Source organism: Spiroplasma endosymbiont of Zeiraphera isertana (assembly GCF_964030805.1).
Classification (GTDB): Bacteria; Bacillota_I; Bacilli_A; order Mycoplasmatales; family VBWQ01; genus Spiroplasma_E.
The window spans coordinates 1,615,923-1,632,839 of the sequence record NZ_OZ034965.1; the positions used below are offsets into that span (position 1 = coordinate 1,615,923).

A 16,917-nucleotide genomic window follows, 5' to 3' on the forward strand; every position below is an offset into this window, starting at 1 on the left:
GGAATTAGCGCAATGTATAAGTATCTGAGTATTGAATCAATAATAGCAATAAAAGAATATAAAAATTATGGATTTTCGATTCGTAAAATAGCAAAAATTGTTGATTATAGTAAATCAACCGTACATAGAGTTTGTAGATTATTAAATAAAAACTTATTGCCATTAGAAATATTGAATCAATTTCAAAAAAATAAACAAAACGCAGGCAGAAAATTAATAATTTTAACTTTAACAGAAATTAATAGTATTAATCATTTGTTAATTACTAAAAAGTATGCTCTTGATATAATTGCTAACTTTTTAAAGGAAAATAAAATAAAAAGTATTTCAACAAAAACTTTATATAACATGTTTAAAACAAATCGAATGGGTTTTGATGAAAATAACTTATTGAGAAAAGGCAAAAATAAATCTCACAAACAAAAAGAAACTAGGGGCAAAATTAATAATTGTAAGTCTATTCATGAAAGAAATTTAATCATTCCTAATATTAAAAATATACAAGAATTTGGTCATTTAGAAGGTGATACTATCATTGGCAAAGATCATAAAAGTTCTATTATTACTTTGGCTGATATATGATCAAAAACCACAATTCCTTTAGTAACTAAAAATCATAAATCAGAAAATATTACGAAAAGTATAATAAAATTTATTTCAAAGTTACAAAAAGGAACAGTTAAAACCATTACTTTTGATCGTGGTAAAGAATTTAGTAAATGAAGATTAATCGAAAAAATTTGTAATGTCAAAATTTATTTTGCAGATCCTGGTAAACCTTGCCAAAGGGGTTTAAATGAAAATAATAATGGTATTTTAAGAAGATATTTACCAAAATCTACAGATCTATCTTCATATAAAAAAATATTTAAATTTTATAGCATTTCAAATTAATTCTACACCCAGAAAATCGCTCTCTTATAAAAGACCAATAGATTTAATACAATTATTTTAAAAAACTGTCCCATTTATATTTACAACTCAGGATTCAAAAAATATTACGAATGCAACTAGTATGACTAATATTATATCTTTTTGCAATAACTCTATAACCACTATAGTCTTTTCAATATTCTAAAGTCATTAATAAACGCTCTTCAATTACAATTTTATTTTTTCTACCACCATAATATTTTTGTTTAGACTCAGCCATTTTTAAAATTTCAAGCATTTTATAAAATGTTTGTGGCTTTATGCCGACTAAACTATAAAATTCTTGATCATCTTTATATTTTTTCAACATAATAACTATCACCTTTAATATTAATAATAATCGTTAAATTGTTAAAATTAAAGGTTTTGCACCAAGTCTATTGAAGAAAATGCTAAAGATTTAAACTGTTGTATTGAAATGGCAATTGATGAAAATAAAAATATTTATGCTCAAACAACAAATACTAAAAGATTAACAAAAAAATGAGTACAAGAAAATTTAACATCTAAGCTTATCGAAGAAAAATCAATTATAGTTTGTGATATGCAAATACTATATGATACAGTAGCTAAACAAACAAAATGTACTCTCAAGAAATTTAAATCAAAAGAAAATAAAGAATTAAATTATAAAAATTTAAGTAATATCAGTAAAATACAATCAAGTTTAAAAGAATTTATTACTCATTATCATGGCATTGGATTTACCAATATTCAAAATTACCTCGATTTATGAAAATTTAAATACCAACATTATAAAATATCACCTTATGCAAAATCTGAAGCATTATATTTCAGTTTGTAAAAAAAGTAAATCCAAAAATTAAATAAAATCAAATTTTAGGCCAGGTTGATGATTTTTTTTATTTCATCAAGAGTTTTTTTGAAAATTAAAATGTTTTTCTGGATGAATAAAAGTTTTAGATTTTAGAAGCAATTTAAAATCATGAATGCTTCCAAAACAAAAAGCAGTTGAAATAATTTTTCGGTAATGTTTAGTAATCTGTGTAACTTACAAAAATAACTATGTTTAATTAATTCTAGTAAATATAATTAAATGACTAGAAAGAGTGAGTTACAAATGGTTAAAAAACAAAACATTAATAATAATGATCCAATATCACAAGCAGTAGATTTATTACTAGAAAATACTGAAGATTTAACAACAGTTTTTAAAGAAGGAGGTTTATATAAATAATTAACAAAAAGATTAGTGGAAAAAATGTTGAATTCTGAAATGCAAAATTATTTAGGATATGAAAAAAATCAACATAGTAATAGTGAAAATGCTCGTAATGGCATAACTTCAAAAAAATTAATAACTCAAGAAGGTAAAATTGAAATTGATGTACCACGAGATCGTAATAGTAATTTTACTCCTGTAATAGTGCCAAAAAGACAAAGAAGATTTGATGGTTTTGATCAACAAGTTCTTTCACTATATGCAAAAGGTATGACAGTATCTGACATTAGAATGCAGTTGCAAGAGTTATATCATGGTGCAGATATTAGTGAAAGTGTTATTAGTCAAATTACTGATGATGTTATTGATGATGTCAAAGCATGGCAAAATCGGCCATTAGAAAGTATTTATCCGATTGTTTATTTTGATTGTATAGTAGTTAAAGTACGACAAGATAAACGGATTATTAACAAATCAGTTTATATAGCACTAGGAGTTGATTTAGAAGGTAAAAAAGATGTTTTAGGTTTATGAATTAGTGAAAATGAAGGTTCTAAATTTTGATTATCTAAGAGGCTTTTATGTAATCTGTGTATCTTTGTTTTACAAGGTACTGGTTTAGATTAATTCTGTCTTCAAATTTTATCATAAAATGAGCAATTGCTGTATTTCAATTTTGAATAGGCATTGTTCATTTTTTTGTTATATTTTCAATTGCTAAGTAAAATATTTTGAAAACTGCCATATCGTTAGGAAAAACTTTTTTTATTTCTAATAACTTTTCGTAATTGACTATTAACAGATTCAATAGCATTTGTAGTATAAATTACTCTTTTAATTTCTGGTGGATAACTAATAAAAACCATTAAATTATCTCAATTTTTATATCAAGATTTAGTAATTTGAGGATATTGTTTATTTCATTTATTTTCAAACAATTCTAAAGCTTGCATTGCTTGTTCTTCACTACATGCACTATAAATTGGTTTTAAATCTGCAACTAGTGCTTTTCGATGTTTGTATGAAACATATTTTAAACTCTTTCTAATTTGATGAACTATGCATAATTGATGTTCGGTTTTAGGATAAACCGATTGTATTGCTTCTGACATGCCTGTTAAATTATCTCTACAAGCAATAAGAATATCATTTAAGCCTCGATTTTTCATTTTTGTTAAATTTGCTAATCAAAATTTAGCACCTTCATTTTCACTAATTCATAAACCTAAAACATCTTTTTTACCTTCTAAATCAACTCCTAGTGCTATATAAACTGATTTGTTAATAATCCGTTTATCTTGTCGTACTTTAACTACTATACAATCAAAATAAACAATCGGATAAATACTTTCTAATGGCCGATTTTGCCATGCTTTGACATCATCAATAACATCATCAGTAATTTGACTAATAACACTTTCACTAATATCTGCACCATGATATAACTCTTGCAACTGCATTCTAATGTCAGATACTGTCATACCTTTTGCATATAGTGAAAGAACTTGTTGATCAAAACCATCAAATCTTCTTTGTCTTTTTGGCACTATTACAGGAGTAAAATTACTATTACGATCTCGTGGTACATCAATTTCAATTTTACCTTCTTGAGTTATTAATTTTTTTGAAGTTATGCCATTACGAGCATTTTCACTATTACTATGTTGATTTTTTTCATATCCTAAATAATTTTGCATTTCAGAATTCAACATTTTTTCCGCTAATCTTTTTGTTAATTCTTTATATAAACCCCCTTCTTTAAAAACTGTTGTTAAATCTTCAGTATTTTCTAGTAATAAATATACTGCTTGTGATATTGGATCATTATTATTAATGTTTTGTTTTTTAACCATTTGTAACTCACTCTTTCTAGTCATTTAATTATATTTACTAGAATTAATTAAACATAGTTATTTTTGTAAGTTACACAGATTACTAAACATTACCTTAACATCTAAGCTTATCGAAGAAAAATAAATTATAGTTTGTGATATGCAAATACTATATGATACAGTAGCTAAACAAACAAAATGTACTCTCAAGAAATTTAAATAAAAAAAAATAAAGAATTAAATTATAAAAATTTAAGTAATATCAGTAAAATACAATCAAGTTTAAAAGAATTTATTACTCATTATCACGGCATTGGATTTACCAATATTCGAAATTACCTCAATTTATGAAAATTTAAATACCAACATTATGAAATATCACCTTATGCAAAATCTGAAGCATTATATTTCAGTTTGTAAAAAAAATAAATCCCAAAATTAAATAAAATCAAATTTTAGGCCAGGTTGATGATTTTTTTTGTTTCATCAAGAGTTTTTTTGAAAATTAAAAGAAATCTCCATAGTGTCAGATGTCTAGTGGGTCTTTCGCTTTGCTTCTGAATTTTCCACTAACTCTGTTTGGTTTATATCTATATTCTGCTCATGGTTCTTGATATCCAAAAGTTTCTGAATCTTTGTCTGTTCCTTGGGCAAAGATTTCTTTATTTAATATTGGTTGTTCTCCAATGTTTGCGAAAATTGGGTCATAGAAGTCTTCTCTGTCTTTTCTACTTCACATTTTTTCTAAACCTTGTTGATATGTATGATTATATCTTATTGTGGCTATTCCAATGATATGACCGTGTTCTGTGAATGATTGTTTGAATGAACGGTTTTCTAAGCCACTGTATCCGAATGCTGCTAGATTGGCTTGCGGTGTTGTTGCGTCTGTTGAGTTTGTTTGTGGTACTTGTTGTACTGTTAAAGGTTGATGTATTCCACCTAAGTATTCTGGTCTTTGTTGTCTTGCGTCACCACTGTTTACTCCAAAGTGTGATTTAAGCATTTCAATGTATCTTGTTCCACCACGTGCGTCTAGTTCTAATAATTGTTGCATTGTTATGGCTTCTCTTAGTTTGTTTATAGTAATTGATGTGGCTTGTCTTAAATCTGCGTATAGGTTGTTTGGTGCAAGTTCTGCTGTACTTATTGTTCCGCTTGTTCCGTTTGCTCTTGTTGTTGCAATATTGTTTTTAACGTTAGCTCCTAAATTTATATTTCCGTCTGCTAATGTTGTGTTTGTTGGTTTGAATGTCATTGGTTGTTTATTTTTAATTTCATATGCGTCACCTGTTTGGATAGGTGCAAGTTGTCCTATTGGTATTGTTATTGGTTGTCATTTTTGTGGTGCTGGTAATGCGCTTGTAAAGTAGTCATGGTATTTACCGGCTTTTGCTGGCATTCCTCCGCATTCTAAGTCTGTTATGTAGTTTTTACCATTTGTTCCTGTTTTAGTTGCATTACCTTTATCTAAGTGTGCTTCTTGTTGTAGATTTTGGTCTCTGTATCATTCGTTATATATTAATGCGTATGCTCTAAATGGTAATGCTGATACTGATAGATTTGATATTCCTGTTGGTATTCCCATATAGTCTGCTATTGTTCCGATTTCTCATCCACCTGTTGGTGCTGTTATTTGTGGTATTGTTGGTTTTGTTTGTACTGCTCATGCTCCGTCTGTATTTTCACCCATGAATTTTTTTCAGTCGTCCATAACTAGACGGTTTGGAATGAAGTAGTATGAGATGTCGATATATGAGTTATCCATTACTGGTTTTATTAAAGTTGTTTGTCTAATAACTGCTTTTGTTGTTAGTTTGAATGTGTCACCAGGTAATACTTCGTCTATAAATATTGGTATTAAATCACTTGCATTCATTGTTGTTTTATGTTCGTGATTTCTGAAAAATTTTGAGTGTTTGGGATGAGAACCTATTGTGTTTTCAAAACTATATACTAATTTATTTTTTCTCATTTTCCGTTTGCTCCTTTTGTGCTTTTTCGTAGATTTGTTTTGTTATTATTTCTTGTTCTTTAATTTTGTTTTTAGTTTCATTTATTTGTTGTTCAAGGTTTTTTATGTGTTCTTCAAAGTCTATTTTGTTTTCGGGTATTGTTGTTGTATCTATGTAATTGTTTTGATTATTTCCTGGTTGTTCTATTTCATCGTTTTGGTATTTTGTTATCATTTCTTTTAAACTTGTTCCTATACCTGTTTCTTGTATTTCGTTATATATATTTCTTTTTCCTATTGCTTTTGGTGTTCATTCTTTTGTGTGTTTGTTTTGTATTCTTTGGTATTCTTCAAATTCTTCTTTACCTGCGTTAGTTGGTGTTCTTTTATTATTATATTGAGTGTGGAATTTCATTATTTTAACTCCTTAATTTTATTTAATTTGTTTTCTAATTTTGATTGTTTTTTTATTGATTTTGTTTAGTTTTTTAATGTTTTTTTCGTCTTTTGATTTTGTGAAATGTTTGTGTAATATTGTGCTTGCAACTGCAGATACGGTGCTTGCGATAGTGATGATGATTTGTAGAATTTCTTTTAATTGCATTTTTATTCTCCTTTTATGAATTTGAATTGTGTGTGACCAATTGTTTCATAGTTGTTACCACAAATTATTAGATATCCTGTTTGTCTATTTTCTAATATATAACTGTAGTGTGTTTTATTTGGTTGGAATTTTGGATATAAATTTAGTGTTAGTAGGTAACAGATTATGTCTTCATTTTTTGTTAGTAGTGATATTGTTTTACATTTGATTGTTATTATTTCTTGTTTTGGATTATTAAATCATTCTATGTTTATATTTATTTTTTGGTAGTCTTGCATTATGCTCTATGACCTCCTCGTTTTAGTGTTGGTCTTGTATTTGCTATTCTTATTCTTGTTGCGGTGTTTTTAAAGTGTCTTCTGTGTTTTCTAGTCATTTTAATGTGTTTGCGTCTCATTGTTTCACCTACTTTCAATTGTAGAAAATAAAAAAGACAAGTGTTGGGAAGCACTTGTCTTTTATTAATCATAATAATTATATATAATGATTAATGCATTATGGTTCGAGTTTTCGACGGCTTCATCCATAATGCGATATTTTATTTTCTGATTTTAATCTTAGCAGAATTATATTTAGTTTCAAATATTTAGTTTTTGTTTCTCAATGGTTGAGAAATTTTTTTTAAGTTTTTATGAAGACGTCTTTGTTTATTTCCCATGATTTCTGTTAGTAGTGTTTGTTGAGAATTTATTTCATTTTCTATATTTTGTGTAAATATTTCTCTTCTATGTTTTTTTATTTCTTCTAATAGTTCTGGATTGATTTCTTTTAGTTTTCTGTCATAATATTTGGGAAGTTTGAAGTTTCTGTCTTCGGTAGGAATGTAATCGTATTTGTAAATTGTTTCTCAGTTTTCTTCGAAAAATTTTAAACCGATACCTTTTGACATTGTGAGTTTTTCTGGCTCAATGTCATTTTTTTTGTAATCAATTTTGGTTAATTTTTTTAATAGACTTGGTGCAAAACTCAGGTAATTCAAAATTATATATTCCTGCTATTAAATTAAATCTTAATGCAAATCTTCGTATTTTATTGCGATATTTTAAACTTAAAATTTTAAAACGTTTTAGTTTAGCAAATACGTGTTCAATTTTAATTCTAATTTTACTTAAAGTTTTATTGCATTCTTTTTGAATTGGTGTTAATTGATTGTATTTACTTTTTTTAAATGGCAAAAATGTATTTTTATGAATATTTTGTATACCTTGATAACCTGAATCAACAAAAACTTGTTTTTCTGGATGAATAAAAGTTTTAGATTTTAGAAGCAATTTAAAATCATGAATGCTTCCAAAACGAAAAGCAGTTGAAATAATTTTTCCATTGGAAATATCAATAATTATTTGGGATTTGAGAGAATGATGTTTCTTTTTACCTGAAAAAAGTAATTTTAGTTTTTTTGAATTCTTTCAATTGGGGTTTCAGTAGCATCAATAGCTAACAAATTATTATTAGTACCTTTATTTTTTGTTAAATCTTTTTTTCCGGGTAAATTAAAAATTCCGCTTTTTATTAAAATATTTTCAATTCAAAAAATATTACGAATGCAACTAGTATGACTAATATTATATCTTTTTGCAATAACTCTATAACTACTATAGTCTTTTCAATATTTTAAAGTCATTAATAAACGCTCTTCAATTACAATTTTATTTTTTCTACCACCACAATATTTTTGTTTAGACTCAGCAATTTTTAAAATTTCAAGCATTTTATAAAATGTTTGTGGCTTTATGCCGACTAAACTATAAAATTCTTGATCATCTTTATATTTTTTCAACATAATAACTATCACCTTTAATATTAATAATAATCGTTAAATTGTTAAAATTAAAGGTTTTGCACCAAGTCTATTATATCAAGAGCATACTTTTTAGTAATTAACAAATGATTAATAATATTAATTTCTGTTAAAGTTAAAATTATTAATTTTCTGCCTGCATTTTGTTTATTTTTTTGAAATTGATTCAATATTTCTAATGGCAATAAGTTTTTATTTAATAATCTACAAACTCTATGTACAGTTGATTTACTATAATCAACAATTTTTGCTATTTTAAGAATCGAAAATCCATAATTTTTATATTCTTTTATTGCTATTATTGATTCAATACTCAGATACTTATACATTGCGCTAATTCCTTTCTTTTCTTAATTATAGAACTAACACAATTTAATTTTTATATAAGTGTCCTTTTTAATTTTACAATTAAAGTAAGTGTCCTTTTTAATTTTACAATTAAAGTTATAATTAAAAATAATTTATTTTTTGAAAGGAATTACTAATTGAATGTTTAATTTAAAAAAATTAAAATTTTGAGCAAAATCATCTCGTGCTAATAATGAAAAAATTAGTCTTAATGAATTAATATGAATTGGTTTTAACTATACTTGTGGTATTACATTTCCAATGGCATTAATTGGCATTTATTATTGAAATAATGGTGGCGTTGGTTTACATATGCTATGAGTTATTTTATTATGTGCTTTAATTGCTGCGGGAACTGCACTTGCTTTTACTAAATGTAGTCGTGTTTATCATGACACTAATGGTGGTGCTTATGTTTATGTTCGTGGAGTTTTTGGTCGTTTTTGAGGATGAATAATTGGTTTTATTCAATAGACTTGGTGCAAAACTAAGGTAATTCAAAATTATATATTCCTGCTATTAAATTAAATCTTAATGCAAATCTTCGTATTTTATTGCGATATTTTAAACTTAAAATTTTAAAACGTTTTAGTTTAGCAAATACGTGTTCAATTTTAATTCTAATTTTACTTAAAGTTTTATTGTATTCTTTTTGAATTGGTGTTAATTGATTGTATTTACTTTTTTTAAATGGCAAAAATGTATTTTTATGAATATTTTGTATACCTTGATAACCTGAATCAACAAAAACTTGTTTTTCTGGATGAATAAAAGTTTTAGATTTTAGAAGCAATTTAAAATCATGAATGCTTCCAAAACAAAAAGCAGTTGAAATAATTTTTCCATTGGAAATATCAATAATTATTTGGGATTTGAGAGAATGATGTTTCTTTTTACCTGAAAAAAGTAATTTTAGTTTTTTTTAATTCTTTCAATTGGAGTTTCAGTAGCATCAATAGCTAACAAATTATTATTAGTACCTTTATTTTTTGTTAAATCTTTTTTTCCAGGTAAATTAAAAATTCCGCTTTTTATTAAAATACGGACTTCTCCCCGGATGTACTTGTGGAGGAAACAATGAAATTGAATGAGTTCAACAATATATTTCAAACAGAAAAAGATTGTTTGAAATATATAGCAAGTTTGAAGGAAAACAAATGTATGAGGTGTTCTTGAACAAATTTGAATACTTCTGATTTAAGAAGAATAAGATGTTTGAAATGTCATCAAACATTTAGTATTCTTCATGACACCATTTTTTACAAGTCACAAACACCTTTGACATCTTGGTTTTATCTCATCTTTAGATGAATAAACACCAAACATGGAATTCCATCAACTGATGTTGCAAAAGAATTGGGAGTAACTTTGAAAACTGCTTGAAGAATGGGTCATAAAATCCGAAGTGCAATTGCAAAACAAGAACCTCAATTCATTGTTGAGGGCATAGTGCAAATGGATGAAATGTATCTTTCACATATGGGTTTTAAAAAACAAGGAAGATCCTTAAAAAATAAAAATTTGATTGTTGGGATTTATGAAAAAACAACCAATAATTTAATTGTGAAAGTGTTGAAAAATGCAAATCAAAAAAATCTTTTGCAATTTGCAAGAAACCACATTTCTTCAAAGTGTGATGTACATACTGATTCTTGAAAAGGATATCGCCATTTTAAATCAGTTTTCACTAAGCATGAAACAGTTAACCATCAAGATGGCTATGTTTCAAAAACTGGTGTAAACATAAACCAGATTGAATCGGCATGAAAGCACATCAGACGAACATTTAAAACACATATCAAAGTTGAAAAACATCATGTTCATTTATACGCAAAAGAATCGGCATATAAATTCAACAATATACCTAGTTTTGAAACTGTAATGTTATGTTTGATTTAAAAATGTGGGGAGAAGTCCGTAGATAGGCTTTTCTCAGCATTTATGTGATAAAATTTAAAAATAGTACATAAAGGGAGAAAAGCCTTAAAATATTTTCAATTCAAAAAATATTACGAATGCAACTAGTATGACTAATATTATATCTTTTTGCAATAACTCTATAACCACTATAGTCTTTTCAATATTCTAAAGTCATTAATAAACGCTCTTCAATTACAATTTTATTTTTTCTACCACCATAATATTTTGTTTAGACTCAGCAATTTTTAAAATTTCAAGAATTTTATAAAATGTTTGTGTCTTTATGCCGACTAAACTATAAAATTCTTGATCATCTTTATATTTTTTCAACATAATAACTATCACCTTTAATATTAATAATAATCGTTAAATTGTTAAAATTAAAGGTTTTTCACCAAGTCTATTTTACAATTAGTTAAGTTTTAACCAAAATTGGGTAATGTTTAGTAATCTGTGTAACTTACAAAAATAACTGTGTTTAATTAATTCTAGTAAATATAATTAAGTGACTAGAAAGAGTGAGTTACAGATGGCTAAAAAAGATAATCTTAATAATAATGATCCAATATCAAAAGCAGTAGATTTATTACTAGAAAATATTGAAGATTTAACAACAATGTTTAAAGAAGGAGGTCTATATAAAGAATTAACTAAAAGATTAGTAGAAAAAATGTTGAATTCTGAAATGCAAAATTATTTAGGATATGAAAAAAATCAACATAGTAATAGTGAAAATGCTCGTAATGGCATAACTTCAAAAAAATTAATAACTCAAGAAGGTAAAATTGAAATTGATGTACCACGAGATCGTAATAGTAATTTTACTCTTGTAATAGTGCCAAAAAGACAAAGAAGATTTGATGGTTTTGATCAACAAGTTCTTTCACTATATGCAAAAGGTATGACATTATCAGATATTAGAACGCGATTGCAAGAGTTATATCATGGTGCAGATATTAGTGAAAGTGTTATTAGTCAAATTACTGATGATGTTATTGATGATGTCAAAGCATGGCAAAATCGGCCATTAGAAAGTATTTATCCGATTGTTTATTTTGATTGTATAGTAGTTAAAGTAGGACAAGATAAACGGATTATTAACAAATCAGTTTATATAGCACTAGGAGTTGATTTAGAAGGTAAAAAAGATGTTTTAGGTTTATGAATTAGTGAAAATGAAGGTTCTAAATTTTGATTATCTAATTTTACAGAAATGAAAAATCGAGGCTTAAATGATATTCTTATTGCTTGTAGTGATAATTTAACAGGCATGTCAGAAGCAATACAATCAGTTTATCCTAAAACCGAACATCAATTATGCATAGTTCATCAAATTAGAAAGAGTTTAAAATATGTTTCATACAAACATCGAAAAGCACTAGTTGCAGATTTAAAACCAATTTATAGTGCATGTAGTGAAGAACAAGCAATGCAAGCTTTAGAATTGTTTGAAAATAAATGAAATAAACAATATCCTCAAATTACTAAATCCTGATATAAAAATTGAGATAATTTAATGGTTTTTATTAGTTATCCTGCAGAAATCAAAAGAGTGATTTATACCACAAATGCTATTGAATCTGTTAATAGTCAATTACGAAAAGTTATAAGAAATAAAAAAGTTTTTCCTAACGATATGGCAGTTTTTAAAATATTTTACTTAGCAATCGAAAATATAACAAAAAAATGAACAATGCCCATTCAAAATTGAAATACAGCAATTGCCCATTTTATGATAAAATTTGAAGACAGAATTAATCTAAACTAGTACTGTAAAATGACAGACAAAACTAGACTACAAACATATAATTTTCTATTAGAAAATAAATCCATTGAAGATATTTTAAATCAACCAAACGCTACTTTTAAAAATAAAAATGGAAATGATAAACAAAGACATGGTGGATTAACAATAAAATTTTCTAATGATATTGATGTTAAAGATAAACCTTCAAAAGTTGTAGTTAATGACAAATTAAAAAATAATATTATATCTGATATAAATGAAGTCTCTGTAACTGAAATATTAACTAAGGAAATAGGAACACAAATCGAAACTATTGGATGGGTTACACTTTATTGGACACTAATTCCGTAGACAAGTGAACAAATTTGTTAAAAGAAAGGAACTATAATTATGGCCAATATTAACTCATATTCAGATGAATTTAAAAAACAAATAGTAGCTTTATATCAAAGTGGTAAGTCAGTGTCTTGTCTTGCTAAAGAATATAATGTTACAAGGGCAGCTACTTATAATTGGATTAAACAATTTACTAATTCAGGTAGTTTTAAAACCAAAGATAATCGTTCTGTTGAAGAAAATGAATTAATTAGACTTGGTGCAAAACTAAGGTAATTCAAAATTATATATTCCTGCTATTAAATTAAATCTTAATGCAAATATTCGTATTTTATTGCGATATTTTAAACTTAAAATTTTAAAACGTTTTAGTTTAGCAAATACGTGTTCAATTTTAATTCTAATTTTACTTAAAGTTTTATTGTATTATTTTTGAATTGGTGTTAATTGATTGTATTTACTTTTTTTAAATGGCAAAAATGTATTTTTATGAATATTTTGTATACCTTGATAACTCTGGATGAATAAAAGTTTTAGATTTTAGAAGCAATTTAAAATAATGAATGCTTCCAAAACAAAAAGCAGTTGAAATAATTTTTCCATTGGAAATATCAATAATTATTTGGGATTTGAGAGAATGATGTTTCTTTTTACCTGAAAAAAGTAATTTTAGTTTTTTTTAATTCTTTCAATTGGAGTTTCAGTAGCATCAATAGCTAACAAATTATTATTAGTACCTTTATTTTTTGTTAAATCTTTTTTTCCAGGTAAATTAAAAATTCCGCTTTTTATTAAAATATTTTCAATTCAAAAAATATTACGAATGCAACTAGTATGACTAATATTATATCTTTTTGCAATAACTCTATAACTACTATAGTCTTTTCAATATTCTAAAGTCATTAATAAACGCTCTTCAATTACAATTTTATTTTTTCTACCACCATAATATTTTTGTTTAGACTCAGCAATTTTTAAAATTTCAAACATTTTATAAAATGTTTGTGGCTTTATGCCGACTAAACTATAAAATTCTTGATCATCTTTATATTTTTTCAACATAATAACTATCACCTTTAATATTAATAATAATCGTTAAATTGTTAAAATTAAAGGTTTTGCACCAAGTCTAATATATTACTTTACCTTCAACAATTATTGTAACTATTATTTCTATGTTTCGAGTGAATTTAGATCAATTATCAATTTTTAATTGAGTTCCTGAACGATGATCGAGTTTAATGATTGATAGTATTGGTATTTTTATTTATGCTGCTGTTGCTAGTTGCATGTATTTTGGAATGAAGGGATTTCGTTGATTTGTTAATATTTCTGGTATTATTAAATGAGGTTCTGCTTTGTTTTTAATTGTTTGTGCTATTATTTTGGTAGTAACTAATAAAGGTTTAGCATTTTCACAAGCGGCTGAAGGAACAAAAAACATTAATGTAACTTTACCAAAAATTAATAATGCATTTAGTGGTTTCTTCTATTTCTTTATTGGTTTTGAAACTTTTATTGTTGTTGGAAAAAATGTTAAAAATCCAACTAAAAACTTTGGTAAAGGTATTTTAATAGTTTTATTATTATTAACTATTTTTTATTTAGCTGTATCAGTATTAGTATTTGGTGCCATTACTATTGACGGTACAAATGGCCAAAATGGTTGATCTGGAGCTACTAATGAATATAATCCAAATAATGTTATATCAGGAATTGCTGGTATTACCGGTATGATTGTACTAGTTATTTCTACTTTATCATTGAAATTAAATGGTGCTATGCACAATTCTTTATATTCTGGTGGTATGATTCAACCATTAGCCAAAGAAGGATATATTACCGAAAAATTAGCAAAATTAAATAAAGAAAATATTGTAATGCGTGCTAGTACAGCTAATTTAATTATTACTATTATTATTGCTTGTATTATTATGTTAATAATCCCAGATTTAATTGGTGCACCTTTTGATTTTAATACAGTACTAGGATTTTCTACTAACATTACTATTGCTGTATATATTTTTGTGTTAGCTGCCACGTGTGTTATGGGTTATCGTAAACAAATTAAAATTAAAATTTGAGAATGAATTGTTTTTGTTGCTTGTGGTTTATTTTTACTTAGTCAGTTTGTTGTTTTTAACTATGGTATGATTAATGACATGATTAATAAAAGAGGGGAAGTATTAATAGCTGTTATTATTGAATTATTAATGTTTTGAATGTTTATTGTAATTGCTGTTATTTGATATTTTATTTATTATCAACCAAAATTAAAAATGCGTTTAGCATCAAATTTAGATTATCAAAATCAATTAGATCGAGAATTCATACCAATGACTGAAGAAGAAGCAATAAAATATTTACTTAATGAACCCGAAACAGAATTAGAACGAATTAAAATTCATGAAAATGAAGCCAGATCAGTTACAACTTAATTTCTTTAAATTATATTTTAACTTTTAAGAGTAATCATTAATAAATTATTACTCTTTTGCATATGCTCTTATCATTAATATCAATATTTTTAATTATATTTTAAAGAAATTAAAATCTATCATAAAATAATTATTACTGTAATCTATTTTATTTTTTGTTAAAAAATGATTTAATTATTATTATATTTGGAGAAAAAAAATGATAAATACACAAGTATTGATTTTAGATTTTGGAAGTCAATATACACAATTATTAGCAAGAAGAGTAAGAGAAGCAAATGTTTATACTAAAGTTTTATCTTTTAATATTAGTTATCAAAAAATAAAAACATATCCCAACTTAAAAGCAATTATTTTATCTGGTGGACCATCAAGTGTTTATTTACAAAATGCTTATAAAATTGATCAAGCGATTTTTAATTTACCAGTTGCCATTTTAGGAGTTTGTTATGGCATGCAATTATTAACAAATCATTTTAAAGGGAAAGTAGAATTGGCAGATGAACAAGAATTTGGAAAATCAATTTTATATCTTGATCAACCAAATAATAAATTATTTAAAAAAGTTGCTAATCAATCAAAAGTATGAATGAGTCATGCTGATCATGTAACAAAAATTCCAAAAGATTTTATACAAATAGCTCATTCTGATTCTTCAATTTCAGCAATTGCACATTTGACTAAACAAATTTATGGTATCCAATTTCATGCTGAAGTTACCCATTCAGAATTTGGTAAGCAAATAATCGAAAATTTTTTTTTAATTTTCACAAAAAATCTTGATATTACTTTTAATTTTAAATTAAAAGTAATATTTTTATATCAGGGGTGATTTTTTGTGACTAATAATGAATTAATTGATGTTTTAAAAAACAAAAAAGATGAAGAATTTATAAAAATTATTAGACATTTTAAAAATATAATTAAACAAATTGAGAAAAAAGAAAAATTAGATGCAATTGATAAAAAATTTAAAGAAAAAGGAATTCAATGTCCAAATTGTAAATCTTATTGATGTGTAAAAAATGGTTTTAAGAATAATAAGCAAAAATATTTATGCAAAGATTGTAAAAGTAGCTTTGATGCTTTAAGAAATCATTTTTTTACATTGAAGTCATTTATCTCATGAACAATGAGATTGAATAATTTGATTGTCATTGTTAGGTCAATCTGCTTATACTATTTCTCAATTTGCTAAAATTTCAAAAACATCAGCATGATTTAATCGTCAAAAATTTATGAAATCATCACAATTAGCAAAAACACAAAAACCATTCACAAAATTAAAATGTAGAATTGAAATTGATGAAACTTTTATCAAAGAAATTCATAAAGGAAATTTCAAAAATCCAGATGATCCAAGAAAAAAATGAATTGAAGAAAATGCTAAAGATTTAAACTGTTGTATTGAAATGGCAATTGATGAAAATAAAAATATTTATGCTCAAACAACAAATACTAAAAGATTAACAAAAAAATGAGTACAAGAAAATTTAACATCTAAGCTTATCGAAGAAAAATCAATTATAGTTTGTGATATGCAAATACTATATGATACAGTAGCTAAACAAACAAAATGTACTCTCAAGAAATTTAAATCAAAAGAAAATAAAGAATTAAATTATAAAAATTTAAGTAATATCAGTAAAATACAATCAAGTTTAAAAGAATTTATTACTCATTATCATGGCATTGGATTTACCAATATTCAAAATTACCTCAATTTATGAAAATTTAAATACCAACATTATAAAATATCACCTTATGCAAAATCTGAAGCATTATATTTCAGTTTGTAAAAAAAATAAATCCCAAAATTAA

The 16,917-nt window shown here is 25.5% G+C and carries 21 protein-coding genes and 4 pseudogenes; 11 read left to right on the forward strand and 14 right to left on the reverse strand.

What is annotated here, in order from left to right; genetic code table 4:
- The first annotated feature begins 12 nt into the window (after positions 1-12).
- Positions 13-955, forward strand: a pseudogene (locus AAHM78_RS11395) (IS30 family transposase).
- Here the strand turns inward: AAHM78_RS11395 and AAHM78_RS11400 are convergent.
- Positions 947-1,243, reverse strand: a complete 297-nt coding sequence (locus tag AAHM78_RS11400) for a transposase family protein (protein WP_342253244.1) — start codon at positions 1,241-1,243, stop codon at positions 947-949. The pseudogene AAHM78_RS11395 and the gene AAHM78_RS11400 sit on opposite strands and share 9 nt — an antisense overlap.
- Before the next feature lie 108 nt (positions 1,244-1,351).
- Between AAHM78_RS11400 and AAHM78_RS11405 the strand changes: the two genes are divergently transcribed.
- The gene (locus tag AAHM78_RS11405; protein WP_342253245.1) at positions 1,352-1,738 is read left to right on the forward strand and encodes a hypothetical protein; all 387 of its coding nucleotides are present in this window, start codon (positions 1,352-1,354) and stop codon (positions 1,736-1,738) included.
- Positions 1,739-2,014: 276 nt separating this feature from the next.
- A pseudogene (locus AAHM78_RS11415) lies at positions 2,015-2,686 on the forward strand (IS256 family transposase); the annotation flags it as partial.
- Here AAHM78_RS11415 and AAHM78_RS11420 read toward each other — a convergent pair.
- The 7 genes and pseudogenes from AAHM78_RS11420 to AAHM78_RS11450 all read right to left on the reverse strand — a co-directional run.
- Positions 2,685-3,969, reverse strand: a pseudogene (locus AAHM78_RS11420) (IS256 family transposase). The pseudogenes AAHM78_RS11415 and AAHM78_RS11420 overlap by 2 nt on opposite strands.
- A gap of 484 nt (positions 3,970-4,453) precedes the next feature.
- Positions 4,454-5,923, reverse strand: coding sequence for a major capsid protein (locus AAHM78_RS11425; protein ID WP_342253248.1), 1,470 nt, complete (start codon positions 5,921-5,923; stop codon positions 4,454-4,456).
- The gene (locus tag AAHM78_RS11430; RefSeq protein WP_342253249.1) at positions 5,910-6,317 is read right to left on the reverse strand and encodes a hypothetical protein; all 408 of its coding nucleotides are present in this window, start codon (positions 6,315-6,317) and stop codon (positions 5,910-5,912) included. The genes AAHM78_RS11425 and AAHM78_RS11430 overlap by 14 nt, the downstream gene beginning before the upstream one ends.
- An 18-nt stretch (positions 6,318-6,335) precedes the next feature.
- Positions 6,336-6,506 (reverse strand): hypothetical protein, encoded by a 171-nt coding sequence (locus tag AAHM78_RS11435; RefSeq protein WP_342253250.1) that lies wholly within the window; start codon positions 6,504-6,506, stop codon positions 6,336-6,338.
- A 725-nt stretch (positions 6,507-7,231) separates the two neighbouring features.
- Positions 7,232-7,894, reverse strand: coding sequence for a transposase family protein (locus tag AAHM78_RS11440; RefSeq protein WP_342255157.1), 663 nt, complete (start codon positions 7,892-7,894; stop codon positions 7,232-7,234).
- A 2-nt stretch (positions 7,895-7,896) separates the two neighbouring features.
- Complete coding sequence (locus AAHM78_RS11445) at positions 7,897-8,289, reverse strand: transposase family protein (protein WP_342253251.1); 393 nt, start codon at positions 8,287-8,289, stop codon at positions 7,897-7,899.
- A 68-nt stretch (positions 8,290-8,357) separates the two neighbouring features.
- Positions 8,358-8,636: pseudogene (locus AAHM78_RS11450) on the reverse strand (helix-turn-helix domain-containing protein); the annotation flags it as partial.
- Between the two features lie 280 nt (positions 8,637-8,916).
- Between AAHM78_RS11450 and AAHM78_RS11455 the strand changes: the two are divergent.
- Positions 8,917-9,129, forward strand: coding sequence for a hypothetical protein (locus AAHM78_RS11455; RefSeq protein WP_342253253.1), 213 nt, complete (start codon positions 8,917-8,919; stop codon positions 9,127-9,129).
- Between the two features lie 13 nt (positions 9,130-9,142).
- On the opposite strand, the gene AAHM78_RS11460 is transcribed toward AAHM78_RS11455, so the two are convergent.
- Together AAHM78_RS11460 and AAHM78_RS11465 are read right to left on the reverse strand one after the other, a co-directional pair.
- Positions 9,143-9,517 (reverse strand): transposase family protein, encoded by a 375-nt coding sequence (locus tag AAHM78_RS11460; protein WP_342254611.1) that lies wholly within the window; start codon positions 9,515-9,517, stop codon positions 9,143-9,145.
- Between the two features lie 50 nt (positions 9,518-9,567).
- Positions 9,568-9,765, reverse strand: coding sequence for a hypothetical protein (locus tag AAHM78_RS11465; RefSeq protein ID WP_342253254.1), 198 nt, complete (start codon positions 9,763-9,765; stop codon positions 9,568-9,570).
- On the opposite strand from AAHM78_RS11465, the gene AAHM78_RS11470 reads away from it, so the two are divergent.
- Positions 9,733-10,554 (forward strand): IS1595 family transposase, encoded by an 822-nt coding sequence (locus AAHM78_RS11470; protein ID WP_342253255.1) that lies wholly within the window; start codon positions 9,733-9,735, stop codon positions 10,552-10,554. The genes AAHM78_RS11465 and AAHM78_RS11470 overlap by 33 nt on opposite strands.
- Before the next feature lie 40 nt (positions 10,555-10,594).
- Here the strand turns inward: AAHM78_RS11470 and AAHM78_RS11475 are convergent, their stop codons facing one another.
- Together AAHM78_RS11475 and AAHM78_RS11480 are read right to left on the reverse strand one after the other, a co-directional pair.
- Entirely contained in the window at positions 10,595-10,750 is a 156-nt protein-coding gene (locus tag AAHM78_RS11475; protein WP_342253256.1) for a transposase family protein, read from the reverse strand.
- Positions 10,751-10,767: 17 nt separating this feature from the next.
- Positions 10,768-10,908, reverse strand: a complete 141-nt coding sequence (locus AAHM78_RS11480) for a hypothetical protein (RefSeq protein ID WP_342253257.1) — start codon at positions 10,906-10,908, stop codon at positions 10,768-10,770.
- A 196-nt stretch (positions 10,909-11,104) separates the two neighbouring features.
- On the opposite strand from AAHM78_RS11480, the gene AAHM78_RS11485 reads away from it, so the two are divergent.
- Genes AAHM78_RS11485 through AAHM78_RS11495 form a run of 3 tightly spaced genes read left to right on the forward strand, consistent with a single transcriptional unit; the run spans position 11,105 to position 12,934 of the window.
- The gene (locus AAHM78_RS11485; protein WP_342255158.1) at positions 11,105-12,343 is read left to right on the forward strand and encodes an IS256 family transposase; all 1,239 of its coding nucleotides are present in this window, start codon (positions 11,105-11,107) and stop codon (positions 12,341-12,343) included.
- A gap of 9 nt (positions 12,344-12,352) precedes the next feature.
- Positions 12,353-12,673, forward strand: a complete 321-nt coding sequence (locus tag AAHM78_RS11490) for a hypothetical protein (RefSeq protein WP_342253258.1) — start codon at positions 12,353-12,355, stop codon at positions 12,671-12,673.
- 39 nt (positions 12,674-12,712) lie between these two features.
- A complete protein-coding gene (locus AAHM78_RS11495; protein WP_342253259.1) occupies positions 12,713-12,934 on the forward strand; it encodes a transposase in 222 nt (73 codons plus the stop codon).
- Here the strand turns inward: AAHM78_RS11495 and AAHM78_RS17120 are convergent.
- Entirely contained in the window at positions 12,926-13,072 is a 147-nt protein-coding gene (locus tag AAHM78_RS17120; protein ID WP_425289798.1) for a transposase, read from the reverse strand. The two genes, AAHM78_RS11495 and AAHM78_RS17120, sit on opposite strands and share 9 nt — an antisense overlap.
- 255 nt (positions 13,073-13,327) lie before the next feature.
- Positions 13,328-13,720, reverse strand: a complete 393-nt coding sequence (locus AAHM78_RS11500; protein ID WP_342252923.1) for a transposase family protein — start codon at positions 13,718-13,720, stop codon at positions 13,328-13,330.
- Between the two features lie 122 nt (positions 13,721-13,842).
- On the opposite strand from AAHM78_RS11500, the gene AAHM78_RS11505 reads away from it, so the two are divergent.
- The 3 genes from AAHM78_RS11505 (at position 13,843) to AAHM78_RS11515 (ending at position 16,895) form a co-directional block, all read left to right on the forward strand.
- Entirely contained in the window at positions 13,843-15,096 is a 1,254-nt protein-coding gene (locus AAHM78_RS11505; RefSeq protein WP_342253260.1) for an amino acid permease, read from the forward strand.
- Positions 15,097-15,295: 199 nt separating this feature from the next.
- Positions 15,296-16,294, forward strand: coding sequence for a glutamine-hydrolyzing GMP synthase (gene guaA / locus AAHM78_RS11510; RefSeq protein ID WP_342253261.1), 999 nt, complete (start codon positions 15,296-15,298; stop codon positions 16,292-16,294).
- Positions 16,254-16,895, forward strand: a complete 642-nt coding sequence (locus AAHM78_RS11515) for a transposase (RefSeq protein ID WP_342253262.1) — start codon at positions 16,254-16,256, stop codon at positions 16,893-16,895. The genes guaA and AAHM78_RS11515 overlap by 41 nt, the downstream gene beginning before the upstream one ends.
- Positions 16,896-16,917: the final 22 nt, after the last annotated feature.